The 21,301-nt window shown below is 43.7% G+C and carries 18 protein-coding genes; 8 read left to right on the top strand and 10 right to left on the bottom strand.

The window, feature by feature from the left end; genetic code table 11:
- Window positions 1-30: 30 nt before the first annotated feature.
- Together cmk and sohB are read right to left on the bottom strand one after the other, a co-directional pair.
- Complete coding sequence (gene cmk, locus NL626_RS11090) at window positions 31-711, bottom strand: (d)CMP kinase (RefSeq protein WP_053306696.1); 681 nt, start codon at window positions 709-711, stop codon at window positions 31-33.
- A gap of 208 nt (window positions 712-919) precedes the next feature.
- Window positions 920-1,981, bottom strand: coding sequence for a protease SohB (gene sohB / locus NL626_RS11085; RefSeq protein ID WP_005385819.1), 1,062 nt, complete (start codon window positions 1,979-1,981; stop codon window positions 920-922).
- A 254-nt stretch (window positions 1,982-2,235) separates the two neighbouring features.
- Here sohB and NL626_RS11080 point away from each other — a divergent pair, with 254 nt between their 5' ends.
- From NL626_RS11080 to NL626_RS11065, 4 genes are all read left to right on the top strand, one after another.
- Complete coding sequence (locus NL626_RS11080) at window positions 2,236-2,982, top strand: YciK family oxidoreductase (RefSeq protein ID WP_005372980.1); 747 nt, start codon at window positions 2,236-2,238, stop codon at window positions 2,980-2,982.
- Window positions 2,983-3,111: 129 nt separating this feature from the next.
- Window positions 3,112-3,804, top strand: a complete 693-nt coding sequence (gene imuA, locus NL626_RS11075) for a translesion DNA synthesis-associated protein ImuA (RefSeq protein ID WP_017821660.1) — start codon at window positions 3,112-3,114, stop codon at window positions 3,802-3,804.
- Between the two features lie 4 nt (window positions 3,805-3,808).
- Window positions 3,809-5,212 carry a DNA polymerase Y family protein gene (locus tag NL626_RS11070; RefSeq protein ID WP_253657347.1) on the top strand — a complete coding sequence of 468 codons (1,404 nt, stop codon included), beginning with the start codon at window positions 3,809-3,811 and terminating at the stop codon, window positions 5,210-5,212.
- Between the two features lie 27 nt (window positions 5,213-5,239).
- Window positions 5,240-8,314 (top strand): error-prone DNA polymerase, encoded by a 3,075-nt coding sequence (locus NL626_RS11065; RefSeq protein ID WP_239933086.1) that lies wholly within the window; start codon window positions 5,240-5,242, stop codon window positions 8,312-8,314.
- A gap of 72 nt (window positions 8,315-8,386) precedes the next feature.
- On the opposite strand, the gene NL626_RS11060 is transcribed toward NL626_RS11065, so the two are convergent.
- Window positions 8,387-9,340 (bottom strand): chemotaxis protein CheV, encoded by a 954-nt coding sequence (locus NL626_RS11060; protein ID WP_005372976.1) that lies wholly within the window; start codon window positions 9,338-9,340, stop codon window positions 8,387-8,389.
- 363 nt (window positions 9,341-9,703) lie between these two features.
- On the bottom strand, window positions 9,704-10,921 hold the full coding sequence (locus NL626_RS11055) for an ROK family protein (RefSeq protein WP_005385828.1): 1,218 nt from the start codon (window positions 10,919-10,921) through the stop codon (window positions 9,704-9,706).
- Window positions 10,922-11,331: 410 nt separating this feature from the next.
- On the opposite strand from NL626_RS11055, the gene pyk reads away from it, so the two are divergent.
- Window positions 11,332-12,774 carry a pyruvate kinase gene (pyk, locus tag NL626_RS11050; RefSeq protein WP_253657346.1) on the top strand — a complete coding sequence of 481 codons (1,443 nt, stop codon included), beginning with the start codon at window positions 11,332-11,334 and terminating at the stop codon, window positions 12,772-12,774.
- Window positions 12,775-12,882: 108 nt separating this feature from the next.
- Here pyk and NL626_RS11045 read toward each other — a convergent pair whose 3' ends face one another.
- Together NL626_RS11045 and NL626_RS11040 are read right to left on the bottom strand one after the other, a co-directional pair.
- Window positions 12,883-14,034, bottom strand: coding sequence for a patatin family protein (locus NL626_RS11045; RefSeq protein ID WP_176311090.1), 1,152 nt, complete (start codon window positions 14,032-14,034; stop codon window positions 12,883-12,885).
- A 44-nt stretch (window positions 14,035-14,078) separates the two neighbouring features.
- Window positions 14,079-14,171, bottom strand: coding sequence for a YnhF family membrane protein (locus NL626_RS11040; protein ID WP_005372970.1), 93 nt, complete (start codon window positions 14,169-14,171; stop codon window positions 14,079-14,081).
- Window positions 14,172-14,298: 127 nt separating this feature from the next.
- On the opposite strand from NL626_RS11040, the gene NL626_RS11035 reads away from it, so the two are divergent.
- The 3 genes from NL626_RS11035 (at window position 14,299) to NL626_RS11025 (ending at window position 17,016) form a co-directional block, all read left to right on the top strand.
- Window positions 14,299-14,889, top strand: a complete 591-nt coding sequence (locus NL626_RS11035; protein WP_253657345.1) for an outer membrane beta-barrel protein — start codon at window positions 14,299-14,301, stop codon at window positions 14,887-14,889.
- A 568-nt stretch (window positions 14,890-15,457) separates the two neighbouring features.
- Entirely contained in the window at window positions 15,458-16,924 is a 1,467-nt protein-coding gene (locus NL626_RS11030) for a sodium-dependent transporter (RefSeq protein WP_005372966.1), read from the top strand.
- Complete coding sequence (locus NL626_RS11025) at window positions 16,921-17,016, top strand: MetS family NSS transporter small subunit (protein ID WP_005372963.1); 96 nt, start codon at window positions 16,921-16,923, stop codon at window positions 17,014-17,016. The genes NL626_RS11030 and NL626_RS11025 overlap by 4 nt, the downstream gene beginning before the upstream one ends.
- A gap of 68 nt (window positions 17,017-17,084) precedes the next feature.
- On the opposite strand, the gene NL626_RS11020 is transcribed toward NL626_RS11025, so the two are convergent.
- The 4 genes from NL626_RS11020 to NL626_RS11005 all read right to left on the bottom strand — a co-directional run bounded on the left by NL626_RS11020 (window position 17,085) and on the right by NL626_RS11005 (window position 21,294).
- Window positions 17,085-17,486, bottom strand: coding sequence for a hypothetical protein (locus NL626_RS11020; protein WP_253657344.1), 402 nt, complete (start codon window positions 17,484-17,486; stop codon window positions 17,085-17,087).
- A gap of 212 nt (window positions 17,487-17,698) precedes the next feature.
- Window positions 17,699-19,129, bottom strand: coding sequence for a PTS glucose transporter subunit IIBC (gene ptsG / locus NL626_RS11015; RefSeq protein WP_005372959.1), 1,431 nt, complete (start codon window positions 19,127-19,129; stop codon window positions 17,699-17,701).
- Between the two features lie 444 nt (window positions 19,130-19,573).
- The gene (locus NL626_RS11010) at window positions 19,574-20,341 is read right to left on the bottom strand and encodes a TatD family hydrolase (RefSeq protein ID WP_253657343.1); all 768 of its coding nucleotides are present in this window, start codon (window positions 20,339-20,341) and stop codon (window positions 19,574-19,576) included.
- Window positions 20,332-21,294 (bottom strand): DNA polymerase III subunit delta', encoded by a 963-nt coding sequence (locus tag NL626_RS11005; protein WP_054729226.1) that lies wholly within the window; start codon window positions 21,292-21,294, stop codon window positions 20,332-20,334. The genes NL626_RS11010 and NL626_RS11005 overlap by 10 nt, the downstream gene beginning before the upstream one ends.
- Window positions 21,295-21,301 lie beyond the last annotated feature (7 nt).

Raw genomic sequence — 21,301 nt, 5'->3', positions numbered from 1 at the left:
GACCAACGCTCTTAGCCTAGTCGAGTATTATTACTCAGCTAGCTTCGATTCGATATATTGTAGTGCCTTTTCTACTACTTCGTCGATACTCATCGACGTAGAATCTAGCACAAGCGCATCCTCAGCAGGGCGTAATGGCGCCACTGGGCGGTTACGATCTCGGTCGTCACGCTCTTGGATCTCGCTTAAAAGGTCAGCAAATCTAACATCTAACCCTTTCTCTTGCAACTGTTTAAGGCGTCGATTTGCACGCTCTTCAGCACTCGCATCAAGGAAGATTTTTGCTTGCGCACTCGGGAATACAATTGTGCCCATATCACGACCATCAGCAACCAGACCCGGAGCGGTCTCAAATGCACGCTGACGACGTAGTAATGCTTCACGAACACGTGGCAAAGCCGCAACTTTAGATGCTGCCATGCCTGTTTCTTCTTTGCGAAGCTCCCCTGACACGTCTTCGCCTTCTAGAATGACCTTAACTAAGTCACCTTCCGCGATAAATTGAACGTCTAGGTGGGTTGCTAGTGGGACAAGAGCATCTTCTGACTCGGTGTCGACACCGTGGTGAATCGCAGCGAGTGCAAGTACACGATAAATTGCGCCAGAATCTAAGAGTTGGAAACCCAACTTTTTCGCCAGCAACATACATAAAGTGCCTTTACCTGCACCACTAGGTCCATCTACGGTTACAACCGGAGTTTGAGAGGACATGTTCTTCTCCACCAATAGTTTCTTTTCAGCAATTTGCTCGGTTTTCGAGGCGCACATTATACGGGTAATCAGTCTTTGGAGCGAGGAAAAATGTCGTGTAAAGCATTACACCTAATGCGTAATTGGATTCATCAATAAACATAAAGTTCAACAAAAACGGCGAGAGCTTCCGCCCTCGCCGTTTTAAATGTCATGAACTTAAGCTCGATTAAACAATCGGCTTTTGACCACGCTCAGCTAACTTTAAAATCACACTATCAGCGACTTTACCCGCCACACCTGCTAGCTTGTCGGCCAGTTTTTTCTTTTGTACATAATGCACAGAAAGTACAGTTTTATCTTTGCATGCTGCAACAACGATATCATCAGATGTACTAATGTCATCCACCAAACCAAGCTCTTTCGCTTGTGTACCGAACCAGTGCTCACCAGTGGCTACTTTGTCTAGGTCCAAACTAGGACGACGCTCACGGATGAAGTCTTTAAACAAGACATGTGTTTCTTCAAGTTCTTGCTTAAACTTATCGCGCGCTTTATCGGTATTCTCACCGAACATCGTTAGCGTGCGTTTATATTCACCCGCTGTTAGTTGTTCGTACTCAATGTCATGTTTCTTCAACAGTTTGTTGAAGTTAGGAATTTGTGCGATAACGCCAATAGACCCCACAATTGCAAATGGTGCAGAAACAATCTTATCTGCTACACATGCCATCATGTAACCGCCACTTGCCGCAACTTTGTCAACAGAGATGGTCAGAGGAAGACCTGCAGCTTTGATTCGGTCCAGTTGAGAAGAGGCAAGGCCGTAACCATGAACCATACCACCGCCAGACTCTAAGCGAAGTAACACTTCATCACCTTCACGTGCGACAGCCAAAATAGCGGTGATTTCTTCACGTAGAGACGCGACTTCTTTTGCGTCTATGCTACCGTTGAAATCAAGAACAAATAGGTGTGGTTCACGCTTGCTATCTAATGAACCGTCTTTGCTCGCTTGTTTGATTTCTTTCTCGCGAGATTTGTTCTTCTCTTTTTCTTCTTTCTTGACGGCTTTATCTCGAGCCTTGATGAAAGCATCGTCATGCAAATGATGCTCTAACTGCTCAACAGATTGTTTGTGTTGCTCTGAAAGGTTGGTAATCTCTAACTCCCCTTTCGCCGCACCCGATTTGCCACCAGCCGATTTTGCAATAATGAGCAGAACAATTATCGCAGCAACCACCGTGATAATTTTGGCCAGAAACAGACCATAATCTAATAAAAATTCCAACGAGAGCTCCTTTATCTCATTTCAGATGACGTTAGTATGTTACGCAGAAACATCAGCGAGAAGGCAGCGCGGTTTGTAACCACTTGTTCTGATTGATAGCATACCTAACGAAAGTTCTGGAATTGGTATAACACATGAATTGGTGTATTGTAACCATCTTGTCACGATTACCAAGATTTTCCATTGAGAAACAGGCGTTTTTTAGCGTCAATTAACTATCATGGACCCTCTTACAATAATAAGGATTTATCGCCGTGAACTACTCCGTTTCAGCTGATGCTCTAAAAGGTAAAGTCATTCTTGTTACTGGCGCTGGTAATGGCATCGGCCGTCAAGCCGCGCTTTCTTATGCCGAGCACGGTGCAACTGTTATTCTCTTGGGTAGAAATGTGCAAAACCTTGAATCTATCTATGATGAGATTGAAGCTGCTGGCTATCCACAAGCAGCTATCATTCCATTGGATCTCAAGGGTGCAACTCAGCAGAATTACATTGATATGGCAGAGACAATCGAAGGACAGTTTGGTCGCTTGGATGGTCTATTACACAACGCAGGTGTCTTGAGTTCGCTGTGTCCATTTGATCAAATCAAAGAGGAAGACTTCGACGATATCATGCAGATCAACGTGAAAGCCGAAGTGCTAATGACTCAAGCACTACTGCCTGTGATGCGTAAATCAGAAGCTGGGCGTATTATCTTTACCTCTTCAACCGTCGGCCACTCTGGCCGCGCATTCTGGGGGCCATACGCTATCTCTAAATTTGCCGTAGAAGGCATGATGCAAGTTTTGGCTGACGAGCTGAGTGATACACCGATCCGCGTTAACGCAATTAACCCTGGTGCCACTCGTACTCGCATGCGTGAAAAAGCATATCCGGGTGAAGATGCGAATACTCTCAAAACGCCACTGGATATCATGCCGCTATATTTGCACTTAATGGATCCTGCGGTTACCGATGTGAACGGTCAGTGCATCGACGCTCAACCGAAGCGTAAATAACTCATTCAGGTTACCTCACATAATCGATTGAAAAGGCAGCAAACGCTGCCTTTTTTCATTTCTCTCTTCATAAAAATCTTGCGACTTTCTCCCACAGAAATATACTGTATATATATACAGGTATTTATTATGCAAGATATTATTCAGAACTTAAAAAGCCAACACCTTGTTTGGCAAGCAAATTTAACGAAAGCAGATCCTCAGCAGTTGCAGACTAGTTCCGGTTTTTCTGAATTAGATGATTTGCTCGGCGGAGGCTTTCCACCTCATGGCGTAGTGGAGATGGAATCTATTGGTAGTATTGGTGAATTGCGTTTGCTCGCTCCCTATTTAAAAGCCACTCAGACCAATGGTGTGACCGCATTTATTCAACCACCTGCGCTAGTGAATTCTCTGTTTTTACACTACATCGGGTTGGATATAAACCAAGTGTGGGTCGTTACTCCAACTCACCCCAAAGACGCTCTTTGGGCTGCAGAGCAATGTCTGAAAAGTGGGGTATGCAGTAATGTTTTGTTATGGCAAGAAGAGCTTGAAATACATCAAGTGAAACGCTTACAGGTAGCAAGTGAACAAGGGAGTTGCCCTCTCTTTATGCTTAAAACAGATACTATCAACCGCTTGTCTTTGCCTGTGTCACTCAGTTTAAAACTGAAAGGCGACGAGCAAGGGATTCATGTTGAAGTGCTGAAAAGGAAAGGAGGCTGGAATAGAGGTAGCGTTAGTATCGGATTCCAACACCATTACCCGCAACTGGTGAAACCATCATCTGAAACTGTGCACTCGACTGTGGTCAACTTCCCACTGGCGAACCAAGGTTAGTGATATGTCTCTGTGGATTTACTTGCACTTCCCTCGCCTGCAGCTAGACGCACTCTTTGGTGATAACCAAGAACAACCCGTGGTGATTGTCGAAAGCCAACGTTGCCAGATTCTTCAATACAACGAGATTGCCGAACAACAAGGCATTAAACCAGGTATGGGCCTAGGCAGTGCTGCGTCCTTGTGTCGAGATTTACAAGTGCATCCTTATCATCCGCACACCGAATGGAGCAAGTTACAAGAAATTGCTCAATGGCTGTATTTGATCACATCTGACGTTGTGTTGATGCCAAACCAAGGTATTTTACTGCGTGCTACTCCAATGCTCGCTCTGTATGAAGGGCTTGAAAACTATTGGAATAAAGTCAGAGCTCACTTATCGGAGCTGAAACTGAGTTTTCAATTCGGATGTGGTTTTTCGCCTTTTGCTGCCAAATTGATGGCAATATCAGGAGCGAACGTCATCAGTGAAGACAAATCTGCCATACAAAAAGCTTTATCACCACTACCGTTAAAACTGACAGATTTATCAAACGCTACCGTAGAGAAGTTACAACGTGTAGGTGTCACCACATTGCAAAACCTGCTTGAACTGCCATTGCAAGACATCGCACGACGCTTTGATATCGATTTGGTGAACTACGTTGGTCGACTGACTGGGCAGTTTAAACACCCTGTCGACTTTTATCACCCTACCGAATCCTTCCAAGTTTATTTAGAGCTCTTGTTTGAGATCGAAAACGTTCAGTGGATTGAAAAGCCGTTGGCCAAATTACTTCGTCAACTCGAAACCTTTCTTAAATTAAGAGATAAGGTCGCTTTTGAACTGTGTTTAACACTCCACCAGCGTGAGAAACAAGAGCAACACCTTCAACTCACTTCTGCGCAAGGTGATTACCTATGTCAGCGTTGGCAACAGTTAGCGAGTTTAAGCTTAGAATCACTCTCGCTTAATGGCCCAGTCACAGGGCTAACGTTAAAAGTCATCCGTCAAGGTGAGCCTCTTAGTGCATCACGCGATCTCTTTGCTGGGCAGAAAGGAAACATGAATGCTTTAGAGCTGCTCTCTTTACTGCAAGCTAAATTGGGAAAAAGTGCCGTTTTAAAACCCAATATTGCTTGCGATCCTAGACCAGAAAAGGCCAGTCAGTATCGCCCTGCTGATGCTCCGGATGAAAAGGGGCACGCCATACCATCCATACTACGCCCAGCAATGCAATTACCGACTCCCATTGTATTGCAAGAGCAAGTTTCTTTGGTCCACGGACCTGAGCGAATAGTTTCTGGGTGGTGGGATGGTGATGAGATCATGCGTGATTACTACATTGCACACACCAAGCAAGGCCGCTGGTTATGGATATTTCGCGATCAGCACAAGCACTGGTTTCTTCATGGCTATTTTTGTTAAATCGACAGTTATTTTTGTTGGGTCATTATGAGTTACGCGGAACTATTTTGTCAGTCTAACTTCTCTTTTTTGACTGGGGCTTCTCATGCAGAAGAGCTGGTACTCCAAGCTGCTTTCTATCGCTATCAAGCTCTAGCTATAACGGATGAATGTTCAGTCGCGGGCGTTGTCAAAGCCCATGCAACCATCGAACAACATAAACTCGATATCAAACAAATCGTTGGAAGTATGTTTTGGTTAAATGATGAATGCCAAATCGTACTGCTTTGCCCTTGTCGCAAGGCTTATGCCGAGTTGTGTCGTATCATCACAAACGCAAGGAGACGCAGTGAAAAAGGCAACTATCAACTGTTCGAATGGGATTTGATGTCGGTTCGACATTGTTTGGTATTGTGGCTGCCCACACATCAAGAGAGTGATCACTACTGGGGGCGCTGGCTCAATCAACACCACGCTAATCGTTTGTGGGTAGCGATTCAGCGCCATTTGAGTAACAACGATACTGAATACATTGCGCACTGCGAGCAGTTAGCACATGAATTTCAATTACCTATAACTGCCTGCGGAGGCGTTCTCATGCATGATGTTGAACGCTTGCCATTACAGCATGTACTTACTGCTATAAAGCATGGGTGTAGCGTCGATAAACTCGGTTTTGATCGTATTTCGAATACTGAGCGAGCACTTCGTCCTTTTAAAAAGTTGATTCGGATTTACAAACCAGAATGGCTGGAAGAAAGTACTTACATCGCCGATTTATGCGAGTTTAAGCTCTCCGATTTAAAATACGAATATCCTACCGAGCTGATCCCAGATGGTTATACACCCGACTCTTACTTACGTATGTTGGTCGAACGTGGTAAAAGGCTGCGTTTTCCTGAAGGCGTGCCAGCAGAAGTCAATCAAACCATCGAGAATGAACTGGCGCTTATTCAAGAGCTGAAATACCACTACTACTTCCTTACTATTCACGACATCGTAATGTTCGCGAAACAGCAAGGCATTCTTTACCAAGGGCGAGGTTCCGCTGCAAACTCTGTGGTGTGTTATTGCCTGGAAATTACCGCCGTCGATCCTCGACAAATCGCTGTCTTATTCGAACGATTTATCAGTAAAGAACGTAAGGAACCGCCGGATATTGATGTGGACTTTGAACACGAGCGCCGTGAAGAAGTTATCCAGTATATTTACAAAAAATATGGCCGTGAGCGTGCAGCACTTGCTGCAACAGTGATCAGCTATCGCTTTAAAAGTGCCGTGCGTGAAGTCGGTAAAGCACTAGGGATTGAAGAGACCCAATTGGATTTTTTCATTAAGAACGTTAATCGCCGAGATCGCAGCCAAGGCTGGCAAGCTCAAATTATTGAACTGGGCTTACAACCAGAATCTCTCAAAGGGCAGCAGTTCATCCAATTGGTCAACGAGATCATTGGCTTCCCACGCCATTTATCTCAGCACGTAGGTGGCTTTGTAATTTCATCTGGCCCTTTATATGAGTTGGTTCCTGTTGAAAATGCCTCGATGGAAGATCGCACTATCATTCAATGGGATAAAGACGATTTAGAAAGCTTGAAGCTACTAAAAGTCGATGTGCTCGCACTCGGCATGTTAAACGCCATCAAAAAGTGCTTTCAACTGGTCGAGAAACATCACCAGCGATCCCTCTCGATTTCCGAGATCACTCGCCGACAAGATGATCCACACGTGTACCGCATGATCCAAAAAGCTGACACGATAGGCGTATTCCAAATTGAATCTCGTGCACAAATGAGCATGCTTCCTCGCCTAAAGCCTGCTTGTTATTACGACTTAGTGATTCAAATTGCAATTGTTCGTCCAGGCCCTATTCAGGGTGATATGGTGCATCCTTTTTTAAAACGACGAGATCACAAAGAGCCTGTCAGTTATCCATCGGAAGAAGTAAAAAGCGTTCTTGAGCGGACTATGGGCGTCCCTATTTTCCAAGAGCAAGTCATCAAGCTAGCCATGGTAGCCGCAGGGTTTAGCGGCGGCGAGGCCGATCAACTCCGTCGAGCGATGGCATCATGGAAAAAGAATGGCGATCTCGCTAAATTCAGACCAAAACTGATCAATGGTATGCAAGAGAGAGGTTATGACTTAGCGTTTGCTGAGCGCATTTTCGATCAGATTTGCGGCTTTGGTGAGTACGGCTTCCCTGAAAGTCATTCAGCGTCTTTCGCAGTGCTGGCATATTGTTCTGCATGGTTAAAATATTATTACCCAGCCGAATTTTACACTGCATTGTTGAACAGCCAACCAATGGGATTTTATAGCCCATCGCAATTAGTACAAGATGCTCGCCGACATGGCGTCGAAGTATTGCCGGTGTGCGTCAATCATTCAAAATATCAACATCATCTCGTCTCACGTCCGAATGGCAGGCTCGGCGTGCAACTTGGTTTTCGCTTGGTGAAAGGCTTTAACGCAGAAAGCGCACAAAGGCTTATTGAGCGCAAACCACTTAATGGTTACCGATCGATTCAAGAAGTAAAGCAGGTATTAAGAAGCCGAAGTGACATTGAATTATTGGCTTCAGCCAATGCATTTCAGGCCTTATCGGGAAATCGTTATAACGCTCGCTGGGCAGCAATGGATTCCTTATCTGACCTACCATTGTTTCACAAGGTCGAAGAACCCAATGTTAGCTACCAGACTCGACCCTCTGAATATGAAAATTTAGTTGAGGATTACGCAAGCACGGGACTATCTCTTAGCCGCCATCCAATTAAATTATTAGAAGAAACGGGCAAACTCCCTCACTTTACCCGCATGAGGCAACTGACAGAGAAACCGCATAAGTCACTGGTCACAGTGGTAGGTGTGGTAACAGGAAGACAATCTCCAGGCACCGCCGCTGGCGTGACATTTTTTACGTTAGAAGATGACACGGGCAACATTAATGTGGTCGTTTGGCAAGCGACAGCACGAGCCCAAAAGCAAGCGTATTTAGGCGCTAAAGTATTAATGGTGAAAGGCATTCTTGAAAGAGAGGGAGAAGTCACGCACGTTATTGCTGGTAAGTTGATTGATTGCACGCACTACTTGAACAATCTACAAAGTAAATCTCGGGATTTCCATTAGTACAGAGGAATTAAGGAGAGAGATGTTAAAAATCAGAGAGAGGTGCGCTCCCTCTGATTTCACTAGATCTAATCATGCACTTTTAGAAAGCATCTGGCGTAATCGGTCTTGAGCAACTTCAACCAGCAGATCCGGTTGGAATTTAGATATAAAGCGATCACAGCCTACTTTTTGTACCATGGCTTCATTAAAACTACCGCTCAGAGAAGTGTTCAATGTGATAAACAACTTAGACATACGTGGATCTTGGCGCACTTCATGGGTCAGTTTATAACCATCCATTTCAGGCATTTCAGCATCCGTAATCATCATCAACAGCTCTTTTTCTACATCTTTACCTTCATCACACCAACGTTTTAAAACCGTTAACGCTTCTAGCCCGTCACGACACTCGATGATATTCATACCTAATTGAGAAAGCGTATCGCGAACTTGATTACGAGCTGTAGAGGAATCATCCACAATCAGAACATTACGCCCGACCATTGCTTGGGCCAATTCTTGATCGAGAATGTCCTCCGAGATAGTCACGTCGTAATGTACGATCTCTGCTAAAACTTTTTCAACGTCAATAATTTCGACAATTTGAGAGGCATCCCCCTCTTTGATTTGCGTGATAGCCGTGAGGTAATTCGAGCGACCAGACGTGGAAGGAGGCGGCTGAATTTCAGTCCATGCCGTATTAATAATGTTTTTAACCGGACCGACTAAGAAGCCCTGCACCGTGCGGTTGTACTCTGTCACGATCAAATTTTCTTCTTCCGCTTCACCACGTAAAGCAGGAAAACCAATTGCGCCTCGTAAATCAATCACTGGTACCGCTTCACCTCGTAGAGAAGCAACCCCACGAATATTGTAGTGCGATCCAGGGAGCTTGGTTAACGGTGGAAGCTTGATGACCTCTTTCACTTTGAACACATTAATCGCAAATAATTGGCGACTATTTAAAGTGAACAGCAGAAGCTCTAGTCGATTTTCACCAACCAAGTTTGTACGCTGGTCAACCGTATTTAACACTCCGGACATACTACTACCTAAATTATGGATAATTCTTATTTTACTCGAAATCAGTACAGACACAGCAAGGTTATATAACCAAATAACCTTAAAATATTTGGCTTTTCGAGCACAGCTTTAAAGTACAACAGTTTTAGCGTATTACTTCTCTTTGCATCAGACGCAAAGTCACGCAGCACATTGAAAGCCATTTTGTTTATTTACTTGAGCTTTTTAGGAAATTACATGAATGGCGCAGATATAGCAATGCAACATAACTCAAATTCCCTTTCTAGTAATAGGCGATCAAAAAGGGTGAGCCGTTAAGTCTCACCCTAAATCACCTACAAATGCAGTCTCAACAGCCAGGTACATCATCATGTTAAAAAGTACTTAACCTTCCACAACCTTCATCAATAGTTGACCATCGTACAACGCTTGCTTAATCAACGCGGCACCAGGCATTGTGGCTTGCTTATAGAAACGAGACTCCACCAGCTCAAGATCTTGGTGATAAACAGGTAAACTCTGCTCTTCGATACAGCGACGAACCGCAGGATAAAGCACATCTTTTGCTTGGTTAATCACACCACCGATCAAGATTTTCTCAGGGTTAAATAAGTTGATCACAATAGCAATTGCAGAGCCTAAGTAGCGTCCAAGTTTTTCAATCACATCGACGGCCAAAGGATCACCGTTTGCAGCGGCTTCACAAATGCTCTCAATACTCATTTCTTCTTGTTTAGCAAGAATAGAGTCTTCGCCATCAGCGATTCGTCTTACGACTTCTTCACGAATTGCTTGAGAACTGGCAACGGTTTCCAAACAGCCAATATTGCCGCAATGACAACGTTTTCCATTTGGGTCAATTTGAATATGCCCGAGTTCACCAATGTTACCGTGACGGCCTTGCAAAACGCGCCCATCCAGAATGATGCCCGCACCTAAACCGTGGTGGATAGAGATAAGAACGGAGTTGTCATTATCTTGAGAATGACCAAAAAGCTTTTCTGCTAATGCCCAAGCTCGCGTGTCATTGGCAATGAAAACTGGCAAGCCTGTTGCTTTGTATATCTCTGGTCCAAGAGCAAGATTTTCGACATTGTAATGAGGCATCTGCAAAACGACACCTTGCTCTGAGTTCACGAGACCAGGTAGCGTAAGGGCAATACTGGTAACCCGATCAAGTTGATCCGCGTAAGTCTGAAAGAATTCATCAATTTCGTAAAGCAGGCGCTCAAGCACATCGTCTTGGTCAAGCTCGTGTATCTCGATTTTAGTATCGATCAGTACATCACCGCCTAACTCATGCAAAGCAATAGTTAAATAACCTCGCCCCAAACGCATTGACAAAAATTGCCAACCTTCATTATTGACCTGCAAACCGACAGCAGGTCGACCACGACTCGTCGCTTCTTGTACTGTCGTTTCATGAATCAAGTGCGCTTCAATTAATTCTCGAGTGATTTTGGTGATACTAGCAGGAGCAAGCTCACTCTGCTTGGACAAATCAATTCGAGAAATAGGACCTTTTAGGTCAATTAGTTTATATACACGACCAGCATTGACCTGTTTGATATGATCAATATGGCCCGGTTGAGCCATGTACATCTTGCACTCCGAAATTCTATAACGGGACAATTTTTTTACTTTGCGAACTAATTGTGAAGTGAATTAATAAATCCCCGTGACAAGCATCACGTATAAACCTGTTTGTTTGTGTATTCAATCAAATAACGAAGAATCTACTCCTGTTAAATTGTTTGAAAAATAACTTATTTTTATTCACTAAATTATGAAGTAATGCCTTTAAAGCAGCGTATTTTTATCAATAAGGCCATTGCCTGTCGAATATCTGTCTGTTTTACCGGGGTTACTCTTAATGTAAACATTCTGTGCATATACTTATATTCAAGTAGCTTTAAGGCGTGGGCTCAGCAACGAGGCTAACCTTGAGAGCGACTGCGTAAAGTAAGGATAGAGTTCAAGTTACCTTTACACACACATTCATCGGAGAATCTATGACTTCCAAATTAAGACGAACAAAAATTGTCACTACGCTGGGTCCTTCAACGGATAAGGACAATATACTTGAGGAGATCATCAAAGCCGGTGCAAACGTTGTTCGTATGAATTTTTCACATGGAACCAGTGAAGACCACATTCAACGTGCGAAAAAAGTCCGTACCATTGCAGCAAAACTTGGGCGTCAGGTTGCAATTCTTGGTGACTTACAAGGCCCTAAAATCCGTGTATCAACGTTTAAAGACGGCCAAGTCATTTTGAATGTGGGCGATAAATTCACATTAGATAGTGATTTACCAAAAGGGGAAGGCAATCAAGAATCTGTAGGGTTAGATTATAAAGAACTACCGCAAGATGTTTCACCAAATGACATTTTATTACTCGATGATGGACGCGTTCAGCTGCAAGTTACCAAAGTAGAGGGTAATAAAGTTCATACCCGTGTGATTGTCGGTGGTCCACTGTCCAACAATAAAGGGATCAACAAAAAAGGCGGCGGATTGTCAGCCGATGCGCTCACAGAGAAAGATAAAGCCGACATTCTTACCGCCGCAGCAATTCAAGTAGACTACCTTGCTATTTCATTCCCGCGTAACGGCGAAGACATGCATTACGCTCGACGCTTAGCCAGAGATGCAGGCCTTGAAGCCATGTTAGTGGCTAAAGTCGAACGAGCAGAAACCGTCGCGACCAATGAGTCTATTGACGACATTATTCTCGCATCCGATGTAGTGATGGTTGCACGTGGTGACCTTGGTGTAGAAATCGGTGACCCTGAGCTCATAGGTGTCCAGAAAAAACTGATTCGCCGCGCACGCAGTTTAAACCGTATCGTGATTACTGCGACACAAATGATGGAGTCCATGATTACTAGCCCAATGCCAACGCGTGCTGAAGTGATGGATGTGGCCAATGCGGTTCTAGACGGCACTGACGCGGTGATGCTTTCTGGAGAGACCGCTGCAGGTAAATATCCTGTAGAAACGGTCAAATCCATGGCCGAAGTATGTGTGGGGGCAGAAAAAATGTCGGAGGCAAGTCTATCAACCTATCGCTTAGATAGAACCTTCGAAACCGCTGAAGAAACCATCGCAATGGCAACCATGTACTCTGCGAATCACATGGAAGGAATTAAAGCGATGATCTCGTTAACTGAGTCCGGCAGGACTGCGTTGATGATGTCTCGCTTAAGCTCTGGCTTGCCAATATTTGCCTTATCACGGAATGAATCGACACTAAATCGAGCAGCATTATACCGAGGCGTGACACCTGTATATTTCGAGTCAAAAAGTGATGCGGGTTTACCAACGGCTCAAGCAGCGATTACTAGCCTTAAAGAGCAAGGGTACTTGCACAAAGGTGATTTAGTCATTATTACTCAAGGCGATGTAATGGATGTTGTTGGCTCAACCAACTGCATGCGCATTCTACAAGCGTAGTCGTTATACCTAACCGGAGTTAACCACAAGAACCCGCAAATAAGGCTCCGAAAATGGAGCCTTATTTATATGCTTTGTATATTGCGCACATCGTGAACGTAAGAAGGTTTATGCTCTCTCTCTACCATCAATTTCAACATCCAGCTGGTCATAGAGTTGAACTAGGTTAAACCCAGCTTGAAGCCCAAGTTGATAGTCATGCTCTAGTGACTCTTGGTCACTTAACAAAGAAGAAGAACGAAGCCCCTCTTTAGGCGCAACTTGTAAAATAAAAGTGTCGTCAGGTGGAGCAGATATAAAGGCCTGAGTGAGCTCAAATGTTTGATAATGAATCATCAGCATGTCGGCTAAACCTGAATCAAAATTCTCACCAATCAGATGACTTAAACGATACAAGTTATCGGCACCGAACAACCAACGACCTCCATTTAACAGCATTTTCCCTGCAAGCTTCGATTGATGTGCTGCATTAATTTTTTGTTGGAAGAACGACGCCCAATCCAGCTTCCACTGATTCACTTTTTGCTGCCATGATTGCTGTACTGAGTTGATAGACTCCCGATACCATTCGACAGGCACATCCCCCACTTCACTTTGGGCTCTCGCTTCAATCTCTGAAAACGGCTCTGTGCGAATGACAATAATGTTGCGAGCATTCTGACGCCACGCTTCTTGTACAGGGATAGAGGCAGACACGCCGCCATCAACAAACTTATTGCCATTTACGTCGACAGGTCCGTGGTACAACTTGGGAATCGCACATGTCGCTAGCATAGTGTTAAACCACGAGTCATCCAAGATTGGTAGATATTGATCTGATAGCGTCTCTATATTCGTTACCGCAGCAAACGCTCCTCGTTTTCCCAATGCACTGCGACCTAAATCAAGGTCAAGCTTGTATGGGAAATCTTGAATCCGTTCTAATGCCCACTCTAAACCTAAGTACTGCTGCTTTCGGATATAGCGAAACAGATTAAAAAATTCAGGAGACGTTGTCAGCTCGGTAATAAAAGCTTTGCCCATGCCATGTTGACGACACAAGTAAGAACATAAGTTAAGTGCTCCGGCAGAGGTGCCATAGAACTCATCGAAAGGATCGAAGTTGGAAAGTAAAAAGGCGTCTAAAACGCCAGCGGTAAAAATCCCTCTCTGCCCTCCACCTTGCGTGACTAAAGCAGTTTTACCATGCCTAAAGTGCTCATAAACTTTTACATCAAGCTCTGCATGGCTTTCTGTGATTATACCGCTGTTACGTATCATAGGCTCACGCCATTTTGTTAAATCGTTTGGTAAAAGTGGTTATCTTAAGCTGTTGTAATAGCAATGATGCCAAATGACAAAAGCACTGCAAAAACAGTCACCACAATGATTAATGCGGATTTTAGATCGTGTTCCATAAACACCTCCTTAATATGTAACAAATTAATAACACCGGTGTGAAATATGTTCAAGATTTGCTTAATTTAGTCGCGCAATTTTGACTAACCCATCACAATTAGCTTAGTCATAATAAGGAGATAGGGCATGAACCAAAAACTCAGCTGGCTAGTAGGAATCATGATGATGAGTACTGCTATCAATGCACAAGCGAATATCATCGTTACACCATACATAGGCTATACAGGAGGCGGCCAAGTAGAGGATGCAAGTGGTAATACATACAATCTCGACCCCGCAGTGAATTACGCTCTTTCAGTCGAGACTCCCTTAGAAAAAGGAAGGATCGGATTGTTTTACTCCAATCAATCGACGGAACTTGAAAAGCTGTCCAACTCGGCAGATATCCATTATCTGCACTTCCAAAGCAGCATGTACTATCCTGTCGCAGAAAATTGGCAAACCTATATCGGTGTAGGTTTGGGCGCTTCTTACGCCGATGTGGATTGGGTAGACAAAAAATACGGATTTTCGGCTAGCGCTTTTGCAGGGCTGGAATATGAATTTTCAAAGAACTTTGCATTAACAGCCCAACTGAGATGGTTAGGAACGGTCGTTGATAACGATACATCTGGCGCCTGTACTCTACCTAATGACGGCTCAAACTGTATCATTAAGTTCGATACTGATTGGATGAACCAATTCCAATCAAATGTCGGTTTTAGTTTCCGCTTCTAATCTTATGCATGCTCCTTTGTAGGACTCGTCACAAAGAACGCTGAACGAGTCCTGCACAGAGACGATAAAGGATATCGTCTAAACACCATTGTTTGGCAAAGTAACGAAGCATCATCTAGATAGGTGCACAAAAGATAGCCGTACGCCCTAATTAATCAAAATAGTCTTAAACACCAAAGCAATTATTGGATCCCAGTCATTTATTCCATACAAACAACCACCCACCCACACAAAACCACAATCAAACTCAAATTTAACAAGATTAAAACCAGACAACGCATCTGAATTAACATTTAGATTCTATTGCGCTAAGTATTATTAGAAGTTAGTCTGATCAGTGAAAACAGATAAATATTTCAGTTTTATCAAACACACATCAAAATTTTAAGATTAATAATCTACTTTCTCTTACAGTAGCCAGAATATAGCTCTATAAAATTATAAGAAGTTAGAATTAAGGATAGAAAAGCTGATGGATAACAGCGGTCCTTTCTTCCAACTGTTTGCGCAATTATTACTGTGTTACGTAGAGAGCTTCATTCCTCAGGGAGTCTTATAGGAGTCAAATATGAAGCGAGAACAATGGGGATCCCGGGCGGGATTCATCTTAGCAGCAGTTGGGTCTGCTATCGGTTTGGGAAACATTTGGCGTTTCCCATACATGGCCTATGAAAACGGTGGCGGCGCATTTTTTATTCCTTACATTTTTGCCATGATCACTGCCGGTATTCCATTTATGATCCTTGAGTTCAGTATGGGACAAAAATACCGAGGCTCAGCACCAAAAACACTAGCGAAAATTCATTCTAAATTTGAATGGCTTGGCTGGTTCCAAGTTGGTGTGGCTGCAGTTATTGCCGTTTACTATGTGGCTGTTATCGGTTGGTCGATTTCTTACTTTGGGTTGTCGTTCACTCAAGGTTGGGGAACCGATACCAACGCATTTTTCTTTAGTGAATACCTAAAGCTAGGTGACAACTCACCAACAGACTTAGGCAGTATTCAATGGAAGATTGCTTTATCCATGGTGATTGCTTGGGCAATTACTTACACCGCTATTGCCAAAGGCGTGAAATCAGGAATTGAACGAGCATCTAAAATTATGATGCCAATCCTATTCTTGATGGTGATTTTCTTAATCGGACGTATGATTTTCTTGCCAGGAGCTCTAGATGGCGTGAACTACATGTTCGAACCCGATTTCAGCAAAATTTGGGATGTGAAAGTATGGGCAGCGGCATATGGTCAGATCTTCTTTACGCTAAGTATCGGCTTCGCCATCATGCTAGCTTACTCTAGCTACCTACCAGAAAAGTCAGACATAACGAATAACGCGTTTATGACCGTGTTGATCAACTGTGGCTTCTCGATCCTAGCCGGCATCATGATCTTCTCAGTATTGGGTTACATGGCTCAAGAGCAAGGTAAGCCGTTAACAGAGGTGGTATCTGCAGGCGTTGGCTTGGCTTTTGTTACTTTACCTGCGGCAATTAACCTACTACCTGCCCCATATATTCTTGGTCCACTGTTCTTCTTTGCACTGGTGGTTGCTGGTCTAAGTTCGCATATTTCAATTATGGAAGCCGTAACTTCAGCCATTATCGACAAGCTGAAGTGGAGCCGTAAAAAAGCTGCAAATGTTGTGATTGGTATTGGCTTCGTTGTCTCTATGGCGTTTGCTACCAATGGCGGTCTGCTGCTACTCGATCTAGTAGACCACTTTGCAAACAACGTTGGCATCATGGTTGGTGGTCTGGTTGAGATTGTCTTGATGGCGTGGCTATTGAAGCGCGTGCCAGAAGTACGTAATTACGTTAACGAGCGCTCTGATTTCTCTGTTGGTCAATGGTTCGAGATCTGCTTACGCTTCGTTACACCAATCATGCTCGCCATTATCTTAGCGACCAAGCTATACGCCCTAATTACTGAAGGCTACGGTGGCTATGATCTAACTTTAGGCTGGGCACTTATCGCCGCACTCTTTATCTTTGGTCTAGTGATCAACGCAGTGAACCGCAAGGAGACAGCAAAATGACAATCAGCGCAATTATTATGATGGTTATTGGTTTAGGTATCACTTGGGGCGGCGCTGCCGTTTGCATCAAGCGAGCCATGGATAAACAATAGAACGTTAAGTTCCACATAAAAAACGCCGGTAGTTACCGGCGTTTTTTTATACATACATTAGTTCAATTCTAGAAACTGTACTTGATGCCAACGGCGCCGCCAAGTTGCAAGTCAGCACCTTTGTAAAGATCTAGCTCTGGGTGTATTTGACCATAAAGGTCCCAGCCGCGTGATAAATCCCAGTTCACACCAAGTGGTACTCTCACACCAAACTCGTCATCCCATTCATACCAGCCACCAACGCCGACATACCAAGTCACAGGCATGTTTTGATCGAATGTTCCACGCTTAGCGATGTAATCAAACGCCATACCATCGTTTCCGATAATGCCACGATATTTGTTATCTAACTCTACAACAACACTTAATTGTTGATCGACAGCCATACCAACTGATAGATTCGTTGGTTCGCTTGCCGCCATTGCTGTACTAGAAACTAGTCCCAAAACTAAAATGAATTTGTTCTTCATACACGTTATCAATTATTCAAAAAAACATTATTCGCTATTCAAACATAATGGCATATCAATATGTCAACGATGGGTAAGCTCGATGTATGAAAAAGCTGACAAAAGTAAAGATGAGTTTAGGATCACACTAAAAAGGAACTGTCAGTTAATAAAATAGGAACTAAAAAAGGAGGCCGAAGCCTCCTTTTATGCATTACTATGAATGACTGCGATTAACCGTGGTTACGAATCCACTCATCCATTTCAGTTTTTAGGTTATCAGACTTAGTACCGAAGATAGCCTGTACACCACCAGCTACAACTACAACACCAGCAGCGCCTAGTTGTTTTAGCTTGTCTTGGTCAACAGCTGCTGTATCTGCAACTGCTACACGTAGACGTGTGATACATGCATCTAGACCAGTAATGTTAGCTTTACCGCCAAACGCTGCAACCAGTTCACCGCCCATATCAGAGCCAGAAGTTACAGCTGCACTTTCCGTTTCATCTTCACGGCCAGGTGTTTTTAGGTCAAGCGCTGTGATTACACCACGGAACACTACGTAGTAAATTACTGCGTAAACTAGACCAACGGCAATCATTAGCACCATCTTCTGAGCGTTACCAGATAGAACTAGGAAGTCGATCAGACCGTGAGAGAAAGAAGTACCGTGTACAAAGCCTAGAGTGTTCGAAACGATGTATGCAGAACCAGCTAGTAGAGCGTGGATACCGTATAGTAGTGGAGCAACGAATAGGAATGAGAATTCGATTGGCTCAGTAATACCAGTTAGGAATGAAGTCAGTGCAGCTGACGCCATGATACCCATTACTTTTGCACGGTTTTCTGGTTTAGCACAATGAGCAATTGCGATTGCTGCAGCTGGTAGACCGAACATCTTGAACATGTAACCACCCGCTAGCTGACCGAAGCCATTACCAGCAGCACGAGATGCTTCATCAGCAACTAGGTAACAAGTTAGCACACCATTTTGAGCTTCACCGGCAGCGTTAACACAAGAACCTGCTTCGAAGAAGAACGGTACGTTCCATACGTGGTGTAGACCGAATGGGATTAGAGAACGCTCAACAACACCGTAGATACCGAATGCTAGCTGTGGGTTTTGGTGTGCAGCCCAATCAGAGAATGCAGAAATTGCACCGCCAATTGGTGGCCAGATAACAGAAAGGATAACACCTAGGATGATCGCAGCAAAACCAGTGATGATTGGCACTGCGCGCTTACCAGCGAAGAAGCCAAGGTACTCTGGAAGTTGGATTTTGAAGAAACGGTTGAATGCCCAAGCAGCCACACCACCGACAAGGATACCACCTAGTACACCTGTATCGATTTTCTCAACACCCATAACGCCCGCCATTACACCTAGCGTTGCCGTCATGATGCCGTAACCAACGATAGCTGCAAGACCTGCAACACCGTCGTTGTTAGTGAAGCCTAGAGCTACACCTACTGCAAATAGAAGTGCCATTTGGCCGAATACTGAACCACCAGCTTGTTCCATAAGATTAGAAACGATCTCTGGAATAAAGCTTAGATGGGCAGCACCCACACCTAATAAAATACCTGCAACTGGTAAAACTGATACTGGAAGCATCAGAGCCTTACCAACTTTTTGCAGGTTAGCAAAAAGGTTCTTAAACATGTTTATGCTCCTGATAAATTTATAAGTATTATTTGGGCACTAACGGCACACCCCCGTAGCCTAAAGGTTAGCACCCAATGAAAATGTAACCACAACTGCATTATATTTTCCGGCTCTAAATATATATTGATGACCCTCAAACTTTCCACACAGTTACGAAATTTAGTTTCAAAACAAGTCTTGGATCACACCCAAAAACAGCCGATGAAAAGGTTTGCATTGCACTTATATTACTGTTTTATAAAGAATTAATTATTTATATAATTAATTTTAAGGCGTAAATAAAATACGCCTCAATGTTATTTTTAGTAACAAAATTACATTTGTGATTTTTGAATGTTATTAAATCAACATTTTTAGTAAACATTAAACTCGTGAGCGTATCTGTTGTTTTTATCAACAAAAAAGGAGCCTAAGCTCCTTTTTTATGCTCTTATTATTTTTTCATCGCAAAAAAAGATTTCGGAAGTTTTCGGTGGTTTTTTGTGCCACTTCAGAAAGAGAGCACGATTTGAGTTGCGCAATATAAGAAGCGACTTCGACAACATAAGCGGGTTGATTCTCTTTGCCACGATGAGGGACAGGAGCCAAGTAAGGAGAATCTGTCTCAATAAGAAGCTTCTCTAAAGGTAGAGTCTTCACCACTTCTTTTAACTCTGTAGCTTGACGGAAAGTAACAATCCCCGAGATAGAAATATAAAACCCCAGCTCCAGTGCAGCTTCAGCAAATGGAAGATCTTCTGTAAAACAGTGGATAACACCACCACATTTCTCTGCCCCACCCTTACGCAAAATATCAAGAGTATCCGCACGTGCGTTTCTGGTATGGACAATTAAAGGTTTGTTGAGCTCCACTGCAAGATCAACGTGTTGCTCAAAGCGCTCTTTCTGTAACGCGGCCGTTTCGGGCTTGTAATGATAATCTAAACCCGTTTCGCCAATAGCGACGACTTTTGCATTCGACGCATGGTGGCGCAATACGTCCATCGAAAAGTCGCTTTCAACATCAAGTGGATGCACACCGCACGAAGCATAAACATTGTCATAAGGCTCGATCATTTCCATCATTTTCGGGAAAGAATCCAGCGTTACTCCAACAGAAAGTAGCTCAGTTACGTTTGCTTGTTTAGCTTTGTTAATAACGTCTTCCACATTGATGTGGAGATCGTCGTAATTCAATTTGTCTAAATGACAATGAGAATCTACGAACATAATGCCTCTCGTGATTCAATTAACCAATTCATTGATAGTAGCTCAAGGTTCAGGCCAGGAAAGGCTTGCACCTGAGCTTTCAGGTTCATCAGCGCCTTCGCTGATGAGTACAAACCGTTATAGTTGTCCGGTTGAAACTTTGTCGCGCCCGGAAGCATTTGAGCTTCTGATACACCAAACTGCGCTTTCTGAGCATCTGTCAGTAAATACCATGCCCAGTCTAGTGATTGCTCTGAGTGTTTAGCGATTAAAGAAGCACACTCAGAAACGTCTGAAACAGGCGAAGACATTGCCTTAATAAAACTGCGTTCAAAAGCCAAGTAAGCTTCGAGCTCACCATTATTTAACGCATCCAATGTTTTTATTGGAGAGCCCATATTCAGTTTTAAGGCATAAGCAGGAACTTGCTTCGCCCCTTGTTCGTGCATCCATTGCATCGCTTGTTCCGCTGACGGAGGCGCAACAACCCAGTGTTGGCAACGGCTACGAATCGTTGGGAGCAGACGCTCCTGATTGTGGGTAACGAGCAAAAACAAGCACTTTGCCCCAGGCTCTTCTAGCGTCTTTAACAGCGCATTCGATGCCGACTCGTTCATAGAGTCCGCCGGTTCTATTACAAATAGGCGGTAACCATTAAGCTGAGATGATTCCTGAGCAAGACGGTTACAAGCGCGAATTTGGTCCACCGTTATCGCCTTTCCTTCTTTCTCTGGCTTGATCCAGTGTAAATCAGGGTGGTTTTGAGATTGATTTAGCTGGCAGCTATGACAAAAACCGCATGCTTCACTCGCGTAATTTTGGCAAAGAAGTGCTTGGCTAAAAAACTCGATAAGTTTTTCGATGCCCAAGCCCTGCTCGCTTTGTAATAAAAGCGCACCTGGTATTCTGTCCGACTCTAACCCTACTTTGAGGTTATCCCATATTGGCTGTAGCCATGGATAATCATTTAACATGAGTCAC

This window comes from Vibrio sp. Y58_MX_L22 (assembly GCF_024181865.1).
GTDB lineage: Bacteria > Pseudomonadota > Gammaproteobacteria > Enterobacterales > Vibrionaceae > Vibrio > Vibrio alginolyticus.
This window is presented reverse-complemented; position numbering and strand designations above follow the sequence as displayed.